We start from the raw sequence: 15,680 nt of genomic DNA, 5'->3' as shown, positions 1-15,680 counted from the left end.
GCATGGCAGGGCCGGGCAGCCCCGCGGCATTAGCGAGGCGGTTGGGCCGGAGTTAATTCAAATGAAAGGAATTGGGCGGGCGCGATCAGCGCCCCACCCCGACATAGGTTTCAAACCCGGCGGCCAGAACCTCGTCACGGTCATAGACATTGCGCAGATCACAGAGGCGCGGGCGCTCCATCTTGCGGGCCAGCTTGCCCATGTCCAGCGCGCGGAACTCGTTCCATTCGGTCAGAAGCACGATCAGATCGGCCCCCTGCGCCGCGCCATAGGGGCTTTCGACCCATTTGACACCGGGCAGCAGCGCCTCGCCTTCCCGCCGCCCTTCGGGGTCCACGACACGCACCCGCGCGCCTGCCCCCACAAGCGCGGGCACGATAGTCAATGACGGCGCATCGCGCATGTCATCGGTATTGGGTTTGAAAGTTACACCCAGCACCGCGATGGTCTTGTCGCGCAACTGGCCATCGCACAGATCCTCGATCTTCTCGATCATCCGGCGCTTGATTTCCTCGTTCACCTTGATGACCGTCTCGGTAATCTGCATGGGCACGGCATGATCCTGCCCGATCCGCGCCAAAGCCTTGGTATCCTTTGGAAAACACGATCCGCCATAACCGGGACCGGCATGCAGGAACTTGGCCCCGATCCGGCCATCCATGCCGATACCCTTGCTGACCGCCTTCACATCCGCGCCGACCCTCTCGCACAGTGCCGCGATTTCGTTGATGAATGTGATCTTGGTCGCCAGAAAGGCATTGGCCGCGTATTTGATCATCTCGGCGGATTCAAGATTGGTATAGACCACCGGGAAATCGCGCAGAGACAGCGGGCGATAGATTTCCTGCATCACCTTGCGGGCGCGTTCAGTCTCTACCCCCACGACCACGCGGTCGGGGCGCATGAAATCGTCGATGGCAGCGCCCTCGCGCAGGAATTCGGGGTTCGAGGCCACGTCGAATTCCTTGCCGCCCGCGGTTTTCGCGACCGCCTCGGCCACCTTGCGGTTGGTGCCCACCGGCACGGTGGATTTGGTGACGATCACGGTATAGCCGTCCATCGCGGCGCCGATTTCCTCTGCCGCGGCCATCACATAGCGCAGATCGGCATGGCCGTCGCCGCGCCGTGTGGGTGTGCCCACGGCGATGAACACCGCATCGGCCCCGGCCACGGCCTGCGCCAGATCCAGCGTGAAGGACAGCCGCCCCGCCGCGACATTCTTGGCCATGAGCTGATCCAGACCCGGCTCGAAGATCGGCACCTCACCCGCCAGCAACTTCTGAACCTTGGCAGGGTCCTTGTCCACGCACACCACGTCATGTCCGAAATCCGAGAAACATACGCCGGAGACCAGCCCGACATAGCCCGTTCCAATCATCGCAATCTTCATCTGCCCGCCTGTTCTTGCGGCCCTCGCCGGCCGGTTTCGCCGCCCTGCGGCGACTGGTTCCGGTCTAACCCGCAGGGGGCGGCACTGTCAAAGCCCGCACCACCACAGGGTCAGCTTTTCGTGGCAAGAACAGGCGGCGTAATGCCCCGGCGGTTCAGCACCGCCTCGCGCCATGTGATATAACTGACGGCAGCGATGATCACCCCGCCCCCCGCAAGCACCCATACATCCACCGTTTCGTGAAACACGATCATGCCCAGCAGCGTCGCCCACAGAAGTTGCAGAAAGGTTACCGGCTGCGTCACCGTCAGCGGCGCCACTGCGAAAGCCCGCGTCATGCAGTAATGTCCTGAGGTGGCAAAGGCCGCTACCCCCGCCAAAGCCGCAAGTTGCGCAGGCGTCACCGGCACCCAGACCGCCAGTGCGAAGGGCGCAAGGCCCAGCGTGACCATCAGGCTCATCATCGCCACCACCGCCCCGGCAGAGGCCATCCCGCTCAGCCTTTTGGCCACCAGATACGACCCGGCAAAGCCAAAGGCCGCAGCGACCTGTGCCAGATGGCCATCCGTCACCTCGCGCACACCCGGACGCAGGATGACCAGCGCTCCAAGGATGGCCACGCAGACCGCAAGGATACGGCGCATCGCCAGTTTCTCGCCGAGAAAAACCGCCGCCCCCACGGTGACCAGAACGGGATTCAGATAGCCGATCGCTGTCACCTCGGCCACCGGCAGCCGCGCCATGGCATAGAACCAGCAGATCACAGCCACCGTATGCACCGCTCCGCGCAGCGCGAACAGCCGCATCGCGCCGGGGGCAAAGCCGCCCCGCAGCACTGGTCCAAGCGTCGGCAGCAGGAACATCACCCCGAAGGCAAAGCGCAGGAAGGCGCCCTGTGCCGCAGGCAGATCAGTGCCCAGCCAGCGCACCAGCCCGGTGACGCCTACGAAGCTGAACCCCGAGGCCAGCATCCACACCAGGCCCTGCACAGGCTTCATTTCGCGCGTCTGTTCCATACGCCGACCCAAGCGCAAGCCACAGGCCACCGCAAGGGCGGCTTTGTCACCGCTACAATCCCCCCCGACACTCAGCCCAGCGCCAACACCGCCGCCAACGCCCACATGATGCTGCCCACCGCCGCTTCCAGCACCACCCAGGCAGCAGGCCGGGCAAAGACCGGCGCCAGCAGGCGCGCGCCATAGCCAAGCGCGGCAAAGAAGCTCAGCGAGGCAGCCGCCGCCGCAATCCCGAACGCCAGCCCGTGCGGCGCATATTGCGCCGAGACCGAGCCGATGAAGACCAGCGTGTCCAGATAGACATGCGGATTGGCCCAGGTGAACATCAGGCACATGGTGACAACCCGGCGTAGCGGCACCGGCTCGCTTCCCTTCGGCACCAGTGCCTCGCCTCCCTTCAGCGCCGCGCGGAACCGCAAGGCGCCATAGACCAGCAGGAACCCAACCCCCAGCCAGCGCATCGCCGCGGCAAACCACGGCAACGCCGCCGCGATAGCTCCGAACCCCGCAACCCCGCCCGAGATCAGCAGCGCATCCGAGGCGGCACAGATCGCCACCACCACGCCCACATGCTCGCGCCTCAGCCCCTGCCGCAGCACGAAGGCATTCTGCGCCCCGATGGCCGCGATCAGGCTCAGCGAGACCAGATAGCCCGCAATCGCCGCCTCAAGCATGGCTTAGCCCCCGCAGCACCGCCATCGCCCTTTCGGCATCCTGCGCGGGCAGAAAGATGTGGTCGTGATGAAACCCCGCCACCATATTGGCGCTGATCCCGGCCTTGGCCAGCGCCCCCGACACCGCCGCCGTCAACCCCACCGCTTCCAGCGCCGAATGCACGGTCAGGGTGATGCGCGCCATCGGACCTTCCGCCGCCAGACCCGCTCTCCGCAAGGCCGCTATGGGGGCAATGACGGTCAGCCCCTCGGTCTCACGCACAAGCGCAAACCAGTCCAGCCCCTCGGGCAATGGCCCTGTTGCCACCGCATATCCCCAGTCCTGCCCTTCCAGCCTCGGCGCCATTCCCGCAAGAAGCCGCCCCAGATCGGTTTCGCCTGCCATATGATCCTCCGTTTCCGGCTTGACTTAACGGTGCAGCATGGGCGCAATCCAGTTAATCTTTCTGCACTTGATGAAGTTTTACTAATGCTCGACTATCCCAATCTCGCAGCCCTTGCCGCCGTTCACCGGCGCGGCGCCTTTGATCTGGCGGCTGCGCAGTTGGGCATCACACCCTCTGCCGTTTCGCAACGGGTCAAAGCGCTGGAGGATCGCATCGGCAGCCTGTTGATCCGCCGGGGCCAGCCCTGCACCGCCACTGAAACCGGCCTGCGTCTGATCCGTCATTTCGATGAAGTAATGCTGCTGGAGGCCGCCCTGCCCCTGCCGGACCCGCAACCCGCAGCGTTGCGGATCGCGGTCAATGCCGACAGCCTCGCCACTTGGGTTATCCCGGCGCTGGCCGCGGTTGAAGGAATGCTGTTCGACATCGTGATCGACGATCAGGACGTCAGCCAGGACTGGCTGCGCACGGGTGAGGTGGCGGGCGCCATCACCTCGCACCCCGGCCCGCTTCAGGGCTGTGACACGCTGCCGCTTGGCATCCTGCGTTACATCGCCGCTGCCAGCCCCGGTTACATCGCGCGCCACCTGCCCGATGGCCCGACACGGCCCGCCATGACGCGTGCCCCCGGCATGACATTTTCCGACAAGGACCGCCTGCAATCCCTTTGGCTGCGGCAGAATCTTGGCAGCGAAATTGCCTTTCCCACACATCGCATCGCCTCGTCGCAGGGTTTTGTCGATGGCGCGCTGGAGGGCCTTGGCTGGGGGATGCTGCCGCTTCTGCAAGCCGCGCCGCATCTGGCCACGGGCCGCCTGCGGGAGCTGATCCCAGACACGCCGCTCGATACCCCGCTGCACTGGCAGTTCGCCCGCCGCACCGCACCTGCGCTTGCCCCGCTCAGCCGCGCGCTGCAACAGGCAGCCCGTCAGGCGCTGATCACAGCCTGACCCAATTGCTTCTTGCAAAAATACTCAAATCCCAGCCCCACCATCCGGCGCGCCATAAGAAAAAGGCCCCCGCATCACTGCGAGGGCCCTCTGTTTCCACAAACTGGCTCAGGCCAGTTGCGCCGCCACATCCTCGGGGACATCGAAATTGTGGGTGACGGTCTGCACGTCGTCATCCTCTTCCAGCAGGTCGATCAGCCGCATCAGCTTTTGCGCGGTATCCAGATCCACCTCGGTCAGCGACTGCGGCTTCCAGATCAGCTTCGACTCGGTCGATTCCCCCAGCGCCTTTTCCAGCGCATCCGACACTTCGGACAGGCTCTCGACCGAGCAATAGATCCAGTGGCCCTCGTCATCCGATTCCACATCGTCGGCCCCGGCGTCCAGCGCCGCCATCATCACATCATCGGCCGATCCGGCCGAAGCGGGATAGGAAATCTCGCCCACGCGGTCAAAGCTGTGCGAGACCGAGCCGGTCTGACCCAGATTGCCGCCGCATTTGGTGAAGTAGCTGCGCACGTTCGAGGCGGTGCGGTTCAGGTTGTCGGTCATCGCCTCGACGATGATCGCAATCCCGTTGACGCCATAGCCCTCATACCGGATCTCGGTATAGCTTTCGGCATCGCCGCCGATCGACTTCTTGATCGCGCGTTCAATCACGTCCTTCGGCATCGACACGGCCTTGGCCGCCTTTACCGCCAGACGCAGGCGCGGGTTCTTGTCAGGATCGGGGTCGCCCATCTTGGCGGCGACGGTGATTTCCTTCGCCAGTTTCGAAAACATCTTCGAGCGAAGCTTGTCCTGCTTGCCCTTGCGATGCTGGATGTTCGCCCATTTCGAATGGCCTGCCATGGCCTCTTCTCCCGGTCCCGTATGTATGATGCGCCCCTCTACACCACAGCGGGGGACTGCGGCAACCCCCCGCCCCGCAGTGCGGATCAGGGGAACAGCGGCCAGATCAGCGGGATCAGCGCAGAACACAGCAGCCATGTGATGATGTTCAGCGGCACGCCGATCCGGGTAAAATCGGTGAACTTGTAACCGCCGGGGCCATAGACCATCATGTTGGTCTGGTAGCCGATGGGCGTGGCGAAGGCGAGCGTGGCCGAGAACATCACCGCCACCGCAAAGGGCCGCGGATCGGCGCCCAGTTGCCGCGCCAGCTCGATGGCGATGGGCGTGTAAAGCACCGCCACCGCGTTGTTCGACAGAAACTCTGTCAGCACCACGCCCAGCAGATAGACCACCATGATCATGGCGAAAGGCGGCAGGTCGCGCATGAACGGTTCAACATGTGTCACGATGAGCGCAACCGCACCGGATTCCTCCAGCCCCTGCCCCACCGCGATCATGGCAAAGATCATCGCCAGCAGACGGCCATCGACAAAACCCAGCGCCTCGTCGCTGTCCACACAGCGGGTCACGAGGATGATCGTCACGGCAAACAGGCCCAGCACATAGATCGGCGCGAAATCCAGCGCCGACAGGATAACCACAGCCGCCAGTGCCCCGATGGCGATGGGCGCCTTGCCCCGGCGATAGGCGCGCTGCTTGGGTTTCGACACATCGACCATGTCCATGTCATCGGCCAGCCGCTTGATGTCCTCGGCGCTACCTTCCAGCAGCAGCGTATCCCCCACCTGCACGACCAGTTCGTCCAGCTGACGGCCAATATTCTGGCTCTTGCGATGCGCCGCCAACACATAAACGCCATAGCGCCGCCGGAGCCGCATCTCACCCAGTGAGCGACCGATCATCCGGCAGCCCGGCGTGATCAGCACCTCCACCGTCTCGGTCTGAACCGAGGACAGCTTGTCAACGATCCGCATGTCGGTGCGATTCTGCATGTCCAGCAGTTCGGACATCTCGGTGCGCAGCACCACCCGGTCCCCCGATTCCAGCACCGCCGCGGCAAGATCGCGGCGCAGCGACAGATCCCCGCGCAGCACGTCGATCACCCGAACCCCGGCCCGCTTGAACTGCTGCACCTCCAGAACAGGCGTCCCGATCAGCACCGAATCTTCGGGAATCGCCACTTCGGTAAAGTATTTCATACGCTTGCGCTCGCCCAGCATCGAGGCCATCGACTGCCGGTCCGGCAAGAGGCGGCGCGCGAACAGGGCCTGATACAGCCCCCCCACGATCACCACCGCAATACCCAGCGGCGCAATCTCGAACAGCCCGAAATGCGACATGCCCGCGCCATGCACCACACCATCGACCAGAAGGTTGGTCGAGGTGCCGATGAGCGAGATCATCCCCCCCATCACCGTCATATGGCTCAGCGGAATCAACATCTTGGACGGAGATGAGCCGATGCGCCCGGCAATCTGGATGACAACGGGGATCATCACCGCCACCAGCGGCGTATTGTTCATGAAGGCCGAGGCCACCGCGATGAACCCGTAAAGAACCACGATGGTAATCTTTGGCCGGCTGCCCACATGCGCTTCTGCGAAACCGATCACCATTTCAACCGATCCGGTGCGCACCAGCCCGCCCATGACCATGAACATCAGCGCGATGGTCCACGGGGCATTGTTCGACAGAACGCCCAACGCCTCCTTGTAGGGCAGGATGCCCAGAAAGATCATTGCCGCAGCGCCGGCAATCGCCGTCACCTCGACCGGAAAGACTTCTTTTACAAAGAGGACAAACATCACCAGCAGAATGCCGATGGAAACGAAAGCCTGAGTGTCCTGCGCAAGTTCGATGCCGAACATGGATGTCTCCGCTATACTCGACCGACTTGGTAGATAATTATTCCCCGTCTGGCAAAGGAAAGTTGCACCCAGACCACTCAGGACAGGGAAAAAGGAAAAAAACCTGTCCTCTGTTGCCGCACCAAAACCCCGTCCGGTGCCGCGCGCCGGGTCAGGGCCGGGCTTCCTGCAAACGGCCGCCGATGCGGATCATGCGCACAGAAAGGGCCTTGCCGCTGCGATCATCGGTCTCCACCAGCACACCCGACAGCGTGGCCGGACCATTCGCCGGGCTGAATCTTTCCTTCGGCATGCCGGTCACGAAGCGCCGCATCGGCTCCAACTTCTCCATCCCGATGACGGAATTGTAGTCGCCGCACATACCCGCATCGGTCAGATAGGCGGTGCCGCCACTCAGGATCTGCGCATCACCCGTCGGCACATGGGTATGGGTGCCGACAACAAGGCTCGCCCGCCCGTCGCACCAATGGCCCATGGCCATCTTCTCGCTGGTCGCCTCACAATGCACATCGACAATGATCGCCTGCGCCAGACCGCCCAAGGGATGCGCCTTCAGCACGGTGTCGATGGCCGAGAACGGATCATCGAAGGGCCGCTTCATGAAGACCTGACCCAGAACCTGCGCCACCAGCACCTTGCGCCCGCGCGCATCCGAAAACAGCCGCGCGCCTTTGCCCGGCGCCAGTTTGGCGAAATTGATTGGCCGCAAGATGCGGTTTTCCTGCTCGATGAAGGACAGCATATCCTTCTGGTCAAAGGCATGATCGCCCAGCGTCAGGCAATCCGCCCCCGCCGCAAGCAGAGCTTTCGCATGCTCGGCCGTCAGCCCCATGCCGGACGAGGCATTCTCGCCGTTCACCACGACGAAATCGAGCCCCCATTCGGCACGCAGGCCCGGCAACCGCTCCACGATCGCCGCACGCCCCGCGCGCCCCATCACATCGCCAAGAAACAGGATCTTCATGGGAAATCCCTAGGCCCGCACCGGCGTTCGCGCAAGACTCCTGCCTTGCTTCTTGTGAAAATACTCCGGGGTCCGGGGCAACGCCCCGGTCCGCAGGTCAGACTTGGCGCGACCGCCCGAACCGGGGGCCAGCCCCCGGACCCCCGGAGTATTTCCGGCAAGAAGCAAAAGGATGACTGGTCGCAGGGCGGCGAACGGCTATTTTGACGGCATGAGCATCCTGCCCCCCGCCCTCTCCGACTGGTTCGCCATGCAAGGCTGGCAGTTGCACCCGCATCAGATGGCGATGCTGGAACGTGCGCAAGACAGGTCAACCCTGCTGATCGCGCCGACCGGCGGCGGCAAGACACTTGCCGGATTCCTGCCATCACTGGCAGAAATCGCGGCCGATCCGCGCGCAGGCTTGCACACGCTCTACATTTCTCCGCTCAAGGCCTTGGCCGCCGACATCCGCCGCAACTTGCGGCGCCCGGTCGAAGGCGCGGGGCTTCCCATTCGTATCGAGGACCGAACGGGTGACACGACCTACACCCAGCGCCGCCGCCAGCGCGCCGATCCGCCGCATATCCTGCTGACCACGCCGGAAAGTCTTGCGCTGCTGTTGAGTTATGAGGATGCGCCGCGCATCTTTGCCGGATTGCGGCGGGTGGTTGTGGATGAGATTCACGCCCTGGCCGAAAGCAAGCGGGGCGACCAGCTAATGCTGGCGCTGGCGCGGCTGGAGAGCCTCGCGCCGGGGCTGCGACGTGTGGGGCTGTCGGCCACGGTGGAAGACCCCGCCGCGCTGGCGCGGTTTCTGGGCGCCGGGGCTCAGGTGCTGGAAGCCGATCCCGGGCCGGAGCCGGATATCGCCATGCTGGACACCGGCGCCCCGCCCCCCTGGGCAGGCGGTGGCGGACGGCATGCCATTCCGGCGATGCTGGAACAGGTGAAGCGCCACCGCACCACGCTGATCTTCCACAACACCCGCGCGCAGGCCGAGATCTTTTTCCATCACCTGTGGCTGGAGAATGACGAAAGCCTGCCCATCGCCATCCATCACGGCAGCCTTGCCCGCGAAAGCCGCGAGAAAGTCGAGGCGGCGATGGTCGCCGGGCAGTTGCGGGCGGTGGTCTGCACCGGCACGCTGGATCTGGGGATCGACTGGGGCGACGTGGATCTTGTGATACAGGTCGGCGCGCCGAAGAACGTCAAGCGGTTGGTACAGCGCATCGGGAGGGCGAACCACCGCTACAACGCGCCGTCGAAGGCGTTGCTGGTGCCCGCGAACCGCTGGGAAGTGGTGGAATGTCAGGCCGCGCTGGAGGCGGTGCGCGCCCGCGATCTGGATGGCGAGCCGCGCGGCCCCGGCCCGCGCGACGTGTTGTGTCAGCATATCCTCGCCACCGCCTGCGTCGGGCCCTTCGCCGCCGATGCGCTTTATGCCGAGGTCATCACCGCCGGGCCCTATGCGGCGCTGACCCGCGTCGATTTCGATGCCTGTCTGGATTTCTGTGCAACGGGCGGCTATGCGCTGCGCGCCTATGACCGCTGGCAACGGCTGATGCTGCGGGGCGGACTGTGGCAGTTGCGCGATCCGCGCGCGGCGGCGGTGATCCGGCAAAACCTTGGCACCATCATTGATACCGAGGTCTTGAAGGTTCGCCTGCGCGGCCGCGCACAACCGCTTGGCGAGGTGGAGGAAGGGTTCGCCGCCAGCCTTACTCCGGGCGATACCTTCCTGATCGGCGGCGAGATCGTGCGCTACGAGGGGTTGAACGAGCTGACGGTAGAGGTATCGCGCAGCCCCGGCCGGGATCCGAAGGTCGCAGTATTCAATGGCACCAAATTTGCCACCTCCACCCGACTGACCGACCGCATCCTGCGCCTGCTCCAACAGCCCGCATGGCCCGACCTGCCCGCCCATACCGCCGAATGGCTGACAATGCAGCGCGAGGTTTCAGCCATGCCCAGCCCCGACAGCCTGCTGTGCGAAAGTTTCCCGCATGAGGGGCGCGAGCATCTGTGTGTCTATGGCTTCGCCGGGCGCAACGCGCAGGCGACGCTGGGCATCCTGCTGACCAAGCGGATGGAGGAAACCGGCCTCGCGCCGCTGGGCTTCGTCTGCACCGATTACGCGACCCTGATCTGGGGGCTGGAGCCGGTGCTGGAGGTGGCGCCGCTGTTCGACATTGCGGCGCTGCGGGACGGGCTGGAGGGGTGGCTCGCCGGGAATGCGGTGATGAAGCGCACTTTCCGCGCCTCGGCCATCATCGCCGGGCTGATCGAGCGGCAGCATCAGGGGCGGCGCAAATCGGGGCGACAGGCGACGTTTTCGTCGGATATCCTTTACGACACGCTGCGCCGCTTCGACCCCGATCACCTGATGTTACAGATCACACGGGATGAGGCTATGCGGGGTCTGGTCGATTTCGGCCGGATCGAGGACCGGCTTTCCCGCGTGCAGGGCCGGATCGACCTGCGCCGGTTACGCAGCGTCACACCTCTGGCCGCGCCGCTGTTCCTTGAGCCGGGCCGCATCCCCGTTCAGGGTGAAGGGCGCGAAAGGCTGGCGGAGGCGGCCGCCGCGCGGCTGATGGCGGCGGCGGGGCTGGCCTGACACGCAAGGGAGGAACAGATGGAACAGCGGATTCGTGACAGCTTTGCCGCGCAAAGCCTGATGAAGACCTTCGGCGCGACCGTGGCCGAGGTCGCCCCCGGAAGGGTGGTGCTGGAGGCGCCAATTGGCGAAGGCGTTCGTCAGCAGCACGGCGCGGGCCATGCGGGCCTGACCTTCGCCTTGGCGGATACCGCTGCGGGCTATGCCGCGCTGACCCTCATGCCCGAGGGCCGCGAGGTGATGACGGTGGAAGCCAAGATCAACCTGATGTCCCCCTGCATCGGCGACCGCCTGATCGCCCGCGGTGAGGTGGCGAAGGCGGGCCGTCGTCTGACGATTTGTCGCGCCGAGGTGGTCGCGCTCCGCGACGGACGCGAAACCTGCATTGCGCTTATGCAGGCGACTATGATCCCGGTAGATCCGTGACACACCGATGCGAGGCAAACCATCGGGTGCCTTTATGGCCGGAGCGTATCACGCTGTATGCATGGCCCAAAGGACACGCCGCATCATCCTTGCGAATCTTGATATGAGAAAGGCGTTTTTGCAGAAGCCCGGCACGGGGTGGCGTTCGCCCCTCCCCCGCCACGTCATCCCGCGCGCTTGATCTCGGCGGCGTCAAAGGCGTGGAAGCGGTTCATGGGTGCGATGCAAATGCAGATTTTGTCGTGCCGCTATGGTTGATCTGGAGGGTAGTTTGCTCACTGGCTATGCGACCATATTGAATAAGTTCATGTTTGCATAGAAGGCCCCTTCTGCGTCTGCTTGCCGGATGGTGCCGAGGCGGCAGCGGGGTTGTTTTCAGGGGTTCCCATTCGACCTTACGCAGCGATTTACACGGGCCGGCCGGGTTGACCCCGGCCTTAACACCCTTGGCCTTTCCAGCCATCCCCGCCCCCCACAGAACGCAGATGAACAGGGCTTAGTCGCCTTTGGCTATTGTGTCGGACCCACAATCGGCAATGCTCCGGGGGTTTTGCCCGCCACTAAACCCGGCGACGTTCAATGTGTCTGGAATTTTCCCACCAAAGGCGCGCGTTGCAGCGTTTGCCGCGTGAACAACCGCACAGATCAGCCGATCATGGTTTGCCGTGTCAAGGCGGCTTCTGACGCAGGCTAGGCCCATAGTGGCAACCACCTTGCCGTGCCAGTCGAACACAGGTGCCGCAAAGCCGGCCGTGTCCACTTCGAACCCGCCGATAGATTCTGCGTAGCCGCGCCGCCGCGCCTCTTCCATCCGGTGTTGCAACTGATCCCGCGTCGCGGTTTCGGCAGTGTAGCGCTTGTCCGAGGTGCGGGTCAGAAGGGCGTCGGCTTCGGACTTCGGCAAATGCGCCAGATAGACGATCCCGGAGGCCGTGGCGTGGAACGGCAGGACTTGCGTCGGGTCGATCCAGACGCGGGTTGATCGGTTCGGTTCGCAAAGCGCAATCGTCGTCAGCCCAGCGTCGGACGCCAGCGAGGCGTGGCCTGACTCGCCCGTCTCTTCGGACAGGCGATCCACGATCGGTTGCAAGGTCGAGATCATCGGGAAAGAGGTTTCCCGAATGCGTGCCAGCCGCAGAATCGCTGTCCCCAGACGATACTTCCGGGTCTCGGGATGTTGCTCCAGAAGCCCCCCCGCGACCAGAGAGTTCAACACCCGCATGACGGTGACCTTGTCCATCCCTGAGGTGCGCGCGATGTCCACAAGTCGGAACTCGGGCGTTTCGGTCGTGAAAAGATTCAACAAACTCATGGCCTTGTCGATCGTCTTCATCGACTGCACGCGCTTGGATGGAGATTGGTCCATGAGGTTCCTCACGTCGGAATGATTTCTTGACAGAGCATAATCCGCGCGTAACAATAAAGTCAATGAAGTTGATAATAATGAAACAACTCGGAGGAAGCAATGAAAAAGATCGTCGGAACGGCAATTGCCATGCTGGCATCGGTGAGTGGTGCGGGCATGACCTTGGCAGAGTATCCGGAACGCCCGGTGTCGATCGTCGAGCCCTGGCCGCCGGGCGACGTCGATGACCAACTGCTGCGGGTCATCGCGGAGGAATTCACCAAGGAGACCGGCGTTCCGGCAAAGGTCATCAACCGTCCGGGCGGGTTCGGGCTTGAAGGTGCGGCATCGGTCCTGTCGTCGCCCGCCGATGGCTACACGATCGGAAGCTTCCTGATCGACATTCCGACCAGCTATCTGATCCTCGGGATCGCGCCCTATGCGAAGGAGGACATGGAAGTCATCGGGCTGAACATGAACTTCCCGTTCGTGCTGGCCGCACGCAAGGATGCGCCCTACAACAACCTTGCCGAGCTTGCGGAATACGCCAAGAGCAACCCGGTCAGCTTCGGCCATTTCGGTTTCGAGACGATTCCGGCGCAACAGACTTTCGAAGCGGCGCGCCAGCTGGGGTTCGAGTTCAGCACCGAGACCGGATATGATGTTACGGACTGCACCACGCTGAGCAACGGCGATGCAGATGTGATCAATACCACCGTCGCGCTGGTGCTTGCCTGCAAGGACGATGTCAAAGTGGTCGCCGCCTATACGGAGAAACCGCTGTCGGTCTTCCCGGGTCCGCTTCTGCGCGACCAGATCAGCGGTCCGACCTTCACGCTCTGGTCCGGGATCTTCGTGCCGAAAAACACCCCGCAAGAGGTGAAAGACAAGCTCACCGGGATTATCGAGCGCGCGATGCAGTCGGACCGGGCCAAGCAGATTGCCGAAACCACCGGCGCCGAGATCTACTGGCAAACGGGTGCCGAGGCGCAGGCCAGGATCGACGCTGATTATGAGGCTGTGAAAGAACTCTTCGCAAAGATGAAGAAGTAACCCGGCCTCGGCGGGGTGAATGAAAGCGTTCGGCCCGTCAGGGCCGTGCCAGCTTCTTGTTGCCTGGAGACCTGCAAATGCCCGATCACATCGACCATGTCGCCACGATTGCCGATGCGGACGCCGAAGCCTTCGAGGACGAGATCATCCCGGAAGCGAGCCTGCTTGCTTCGTCATTGCTGTGGGGCATCGCGCTTGTCGCGCTGATCCTTCTGCCCTTGGCGACCAGTGCTGGCAAGCGTGATCTGGGCTGGGTGCAGGAACCCTGGTCCTGGCCCCTGATTACCCTGACAGCCGGGCTGATCGGCGGATTTGGCCCGCTGCGGACTTTCCTTGCGGACCGAAGGAAGCCGGGCTTCTGGCAAAGGGCGAACCTCGCTTTCGAAGGCATGGGCCGCGCCATGATCTATGCCTGCGGGTTCCTTCTGTTCATCGGTGGCGTGTCGGTTCTGGGCTTCACCATAGCCTCGGCGATCTTCATGCAAGCGCTTCTCTACGTTTTCGGTCTGCGCGGCTGGCGGTGGGTGGGGATTGGCCTGGGCGTCGTCACCGCCATCGTGTTGGCGTTCCGCGTCGGCCTTGGAATCTGGTTCCCGCTGCCGCCCTTGATGCAACTTTTCCCCGACTGGGTCGGCAACGCTTTGGGAGAATATCTGTGATCGACTCCGTCCTGCTCGGATTTCAGGAAATCGCCCAGTGGCAGGTGATTGCCGCGCTGCTGATCGGTGCCATGGCTGGCATCCTGGTCGGCGCAGTTCCCGGCATGGAACCCGCCGGGGCCATGGCCATCGCGCTGCCGTTTTCACTGACAATGGAGCCCTTGCCCGGCATCATCCTGCTGCTCGGCTGCTACGGCGGCGCATGGTATGGCGGCGCCATTCCCGCCATTCTGATCAGGGTGCCGGGCACTCCTGTAAATGTGCTGACCACCTACGACGGTTATCCGTTGGGCCAGAAAGGCCAGCCGATGCGGGCCCTCTCGCTGGCTTATTCCTCGTCCTTTGTGGGTGGTATCCTTTCGGTCCTCGCCCTTGTGTTCCTTGCCCCGGTCATGGCGAAAGTGGCCGAAAAGTTCGGGCCGCCCGAATTCGCCATGGTGATGCTGCTGGCCACCATTTCGGTCATCCTCGCACATCACCAGAACATTCAGGGCGCGATCCTGACCTTTGCCATCGGTGCCTTCCTTGGCACAGTCGGGTTCGAAAGCCCGCACCACACGCTGCGCTACACCTTCGACCAAAGCTGGCTGACTGGCGGCATTCCGATGGTTCCCATGGTGATCGGCCTGTTTGCGATCAGCCAGGCCTTCATCCTGCTTGAGACGAAATCTCCCCCGAAGGTTCCGCAAGACCTCAGCAGTATCGGGCGCTTCACCGGCCTTCTCGAAGTCTTCAGGTATCGCGCAACTGTCATCCGGTCCAGTTTGATCGGCCTGGTGATGGGCCTTCTGCCGGGCGTGGGCGAATTCGGCGCGCAGTTCCTTTCATATTCTCTGGCGCGGCGCTTTTCGAAGAAGCCCGAAGAGTTCGGAAAGGGCTCACCCGAAGGGCTTGTCGCCTCGGAAGTGTCGATCAACGCCTGCACCTCGACCGTTCTGGTGCCGCTCCTGTCGCTTGGCATCCCGGCCGACCCGTTGATGGCGATGCTGCTGGCCGTGTTCATGATCCACAACATCATCCCTGGGCCGCAGCTTTTCGCCGAGCACCCGGACTTCATCTCGGGACTCTACATCTCTTTGTTCCTGCTGAACATCTTTGTGATGATCCTGCTTCTGACCTTCACGAAATACGTGGTCAAACTTTCGTCGATCACGCCCAGGGTCATCGGGGCCTCGATCATGATCCTTGGCTTCATCGGAACCTATACGCAGAACTTCCGCGTGACCGATGCCTTGTTCACCCTGGCCTTTGCCGTGGTCGGACGCTTCATGCTGAAGAACGGCATCCCCGCCTTTCCGATGGTCGTCGGGCTGGTCCTTGGGCCGATGCTTGAAGGCAGGGTGAAGCAGGCGCTCAGCATCTCGTCGGGCGATCCGATGATTTTCCTGACACGCCCCATTGCCGCAGCTTTCCTTGGCCTCGCCATCACCGCCGTCGTGGTTTTCTCGTGGAACCATGTTCGGCAGGCAAAAGCCCGCTAACCCCCATTGCAGGA

14 protein-coding genes are annotated in these 15,680 nt (G+C 63.2%); 6 read left to right on the top strand and 8 right to left on the bottom strand.

Translation table 11 applies throughout. The annotated features are described in order from the left end of the window. Positions 1–85 precede the first annotated feature (85 nt). The 4 genes from D2N39_RS10425 to D2N39_RS10410 all read right to left on the bottom strand — a co-directional run bounded on the left by D2N39_RS10425 (position 86) and on the right by D2N39_RS10410 (position 3,465). Complete coding sequence (locus D2N39_RS10425; protein ID WP_119134729.1) at positions 86–1,390, bottom strand: UDP-glucose dehydrogenase family protein; 1,305 nt, start codon at positions 1,388–1,390, stop codon at positions 86–88. Between the two features lie 110 nt (positions 1,391–1,500). Beyond that, entirely contained in the window at positions 1,501–2,361 is an 861-nt protein-coding gene (locus D2N39_RS10420; RefSeq protein ID WP_119134979.1) for a DMT family transporter, read from the bottom strand. A gap of 116 nt (positions 2,362–2,477) precedes the next feature. Next, complete coding sequence (locus tag D2N39_RS10415) at positions 2,478–3,080, bottom strand: LysE/ArgO family amino acid transporter (protein WP_119134728.1); 603 nt, start codon at positions 3,078–3,080, stop codon at positions 2,478–2,480. Further along, on the bottom strand, positions 3,073–3,465 hold the full coding sequence (locus D2N39_RS10410; RefSeq protein WP_119134727.1) for an ACT domain-containing protein: 393 nt from the start codon (positions 3,463–3,465) through the stop codon (positions 3,073–3,075). The genes D2N39_RS10415 and D2N39_RS10410 overlap by 8 nt, the downstream gene beginning before the upstream one ends. A gap of 84 nt (positions 3,466–3,549) precedes the next feature. On the opposite strand from D2N39_RS10410, the gene D2N39_RS10405 reads away from it, so the two are divergent. Further along, positions 3,550–4,416, top strand: coding sequence for a LysR family transcriptional regulator ArgP (locus tag D2N39_RS10405; protein WP_119134726.1), 867 nt, complete (start codon positions 3,550–3,552; stop codon positions 4,414–4,416). A gap of 108 nt (positions 4,417–4,524) precedes the next feature. Here the strand turns inward: D2N39_RS10405 and D2N39_RS10400 are convergent, their stop codons facing one another. From D2N39_RS10400 to D2N39_RS10390, 3 genes are all read right to left on the bottom strand, one after another. Beyond that, on the bottom strand, positions 4,525–5,268 hold the full coding sequence (locus D2N39_RS10400; protein WP_119134725.1) for a YebC/PmpR family DNA-binding transcriptional regulator: 744 nt from the start codon (positions 5,266–5,268) through the stop codon (positions 4,525–4,527). 86 nt (positions 5,269–5,354) lie between these two features. Next, a complete protein-coding gene (locus D2N39_RS10395) occupies positions 5,355–7,139 on the bottom strand; it encodes an SLC13 family permease (RefSeq protein ID WP_119134724.1) in 1,785 nt (594 codons plus the stop codon). A gap of 151 nt (positions 7,140–7,290) precedes the next feature. Then, positions 7,291–8,103, bottom strand: a complete 813-nt coding sequence (locus tag D2N39_RS10390; RefSeq protein WP_119134723.1) for a TIGR00282 family metallophosphoesterase — start codon at positions 8,101–8,103, stop codon at positions 7,291–7,293. Between the two features lie 211 nt (positions 8,104–8,314). Between D2N39_RS10390 and D2N39_RS10385 the strand changes: the two genes are divergently transcribed. Both D2N39_RS10385 and D2N39_RS10380 read left to right on the top strand, forming a co-directional pair. Continuing rightward, positions 8,315–10,702: a ligase-associated DNA damage response DEXH box helicase gene (locus D2N39_RS10385; protein ID WP_119134978.1), complete on the top strand. Its 2,388-nt coding sequence runs from the start codon at positions 8,315–8,317 to the stop codon at positions 10,700–10,702. An 18-nt stretch (positions 10,703–10,720) separates the two neighbouring features. Beyond that, complete coding sequence (locus D2N39_RS10380) at positions 10,721–11,128, top strand: PaaI family thioesterase (RefSeq protein WP_119134722.1); 408 nt, start codon at positions 10,721–10,723, stop codon at positions 11,126–11,128. 496 nt (positions 11,129–11,624) lie between these two features. Here D2N39_RS10380 and D2N39_RS10375 read toward each other — a convergent pair whose 3' ends face one another. Beyond that, positions 11,625–12,461 (bottom strand): IclR family transcriptional regulator, encoded by an 837-nt coding sequence (locus D2N39_RS10375; protein ID WP_267899575.1) that lies wholly within the window; start codon positions 12,459–12,461, stop codon positions 11,625–11,627. Between the two features lie 132 nt (positions 12,462–12,593). Between D2N39_RS10375 and D2N39_RS10370 the strand changes: the two genes are divergently transcribed. The 3 genes from D2N39_RS10370 (at position 12,594) to D2N39_RS10360 (ending at position 15,666) form a co-directional block, all read left to right on the top strand. After that, a complete protein-coding gene (locus D2N39_RS10370; protein ID WP_119134720.1) occupies positions 12,594–13,526 on the top strand; it encodes a tripartite tricarboxylate transporter substrate binding protein in 933 nt (310 codons plus the stop codon). Between the two features lie 77 nt (positions 13,527–13,603). Next, the gene (locus D2N39_RS10365; protein ID WP_119134719.1) at positions 13,604–14,185 is read left to right on the top strand and encodes a tripartite tricarboxylate transporter TctB family protein; all 582 of its coding nucleotides are present in this window, start codon (positions 13,604–13,606) and stop codon (positions 14,183–14,185) included. Then, complete coding sequence (locus tag D2N39_RS10360; protein ID WP_119134718.1) at positions 14,182–15,666, top strand: tripartite tricarboxylate transporter permease; 1,485 nt, start codon at positions 14,182–14,184, stop codon at positions 15,664–15,666. The genes D2N39_RS10365 and D2N39_RS10360 overlap by 4 nt, the downstream gene beginning before the upstream one ends. Positions 15,667–15,680 lie beyond the last annotated feature (14 nt).

Source organism: Gemmobacter lutimaris (genome assembly GCF_003570715.1).
Classification (GTDB): Bacteria; Pseudomonadota; Alphaproteobacteria; order Rhodobacterales; family Rhodobacteraceae; genus Gemmobacter; species Gemmobacter lutimaris.
This window is presented reverse-complemented; position numbering and strand designations above follow the sequence as displayed.

Excerpts from the sequence above, each read along its gene's own strand:
- D2N39_RS10425 (WP_119134729.1), bottom strand. The coding sequence starts at position 1,390 with ATGAAGATTGCGATGATTGGAACGGGCTATGTCGGGCTGGTCTCCGGC.
- D2N39_RS10420 (WP_119134979.1), bottom strand. The coding sequence starts at position 2,361 with ATGCTGGCCTCGGGGTTCAGCTTCGTAGGCGTCACCGGGCTGGTGCGC.
- D2N39_RS10415 (WP_119134728.1), bottom strand. The coding sequence starts at position 3,080 with ATGCTTGAGGCGGCGATTGCGGGCTATCTGGTCTCGCTGAGCCTGATC.
- D2N39_RS10410 (WP_119134727.1), bottom strand. The coding sequence starts at position 3,465 with ATGGCAGGCGAAACCGATCTGGGGCGGCTTCTTGCGGGAATGGCGCCG.
- D2N39_RS10405 (WP_119134726.1), top strand. The coding sequence starts at position 3,550 with ATGCTCGACTATCCCAATCTCGCAGCCCTTGCCGCCGTTCACCGGCGC.
- D2N39_RS10400 (WP_119134725.1), bottom strand. The coding sequence starts at position 5,268 with ATGGCAGGCCATTCGAAATGGGCGAACATCCAGCATCGCAAGGGCAAG.
- D2N39_RS10395 (WP_119134724.1), bottom strand. The coding sequence starts at position 7,139 with ATGTTCGGCATCGAACTTGCGCAGGACACTCAGGCTTTCGTTTCCATC.
- D2N39_RS10390 (WP_119134723.1), bottom strand. The coding sequence starts at position 8,103 with ATGAAGATCCTGTTTCTTGGCGATGTGATGGGGCGCGCGGGGCGTGCG.
- D2N39_RS10385 (WP_119134978.1), top strand. The coding sequence starts at position 8,315 with ATGAGCATCCTGCCCCCCGCCCTCTCCGACTGGTTCGCCATGCAAGGC.
- D2N39_RS10380 (WP_119134722.1), top strand. The coding sequence starts at position 10,721 with ATGGAACAGCGGATTCGTGACAGCTTTGCCGCGCAAAGCCTGATGAAG.
- D2N39_RS10375 (WP_267899575.1), bottom strand. The coding sequence starts at position 12,461 with ATGAAGACGATCGACAAGGCCATGAGTTTGTTGAATCTTTTCACGACC.
- D2N39_RS10370 (WP_119134720.1), top strand. The coding sequence starts at position 12,594 with ATGAAAAAGATCGTCGGAACGGCAATTGCCATGCTGGCATCGGTGAGT.
- D2N39_RS10365 (WP_119134719.1), top strand. The coding sequence starts at position 13,604 with ATGCCCGATCACATCGACCATGTCGCCACGATTGCCGATGCGGACGCC.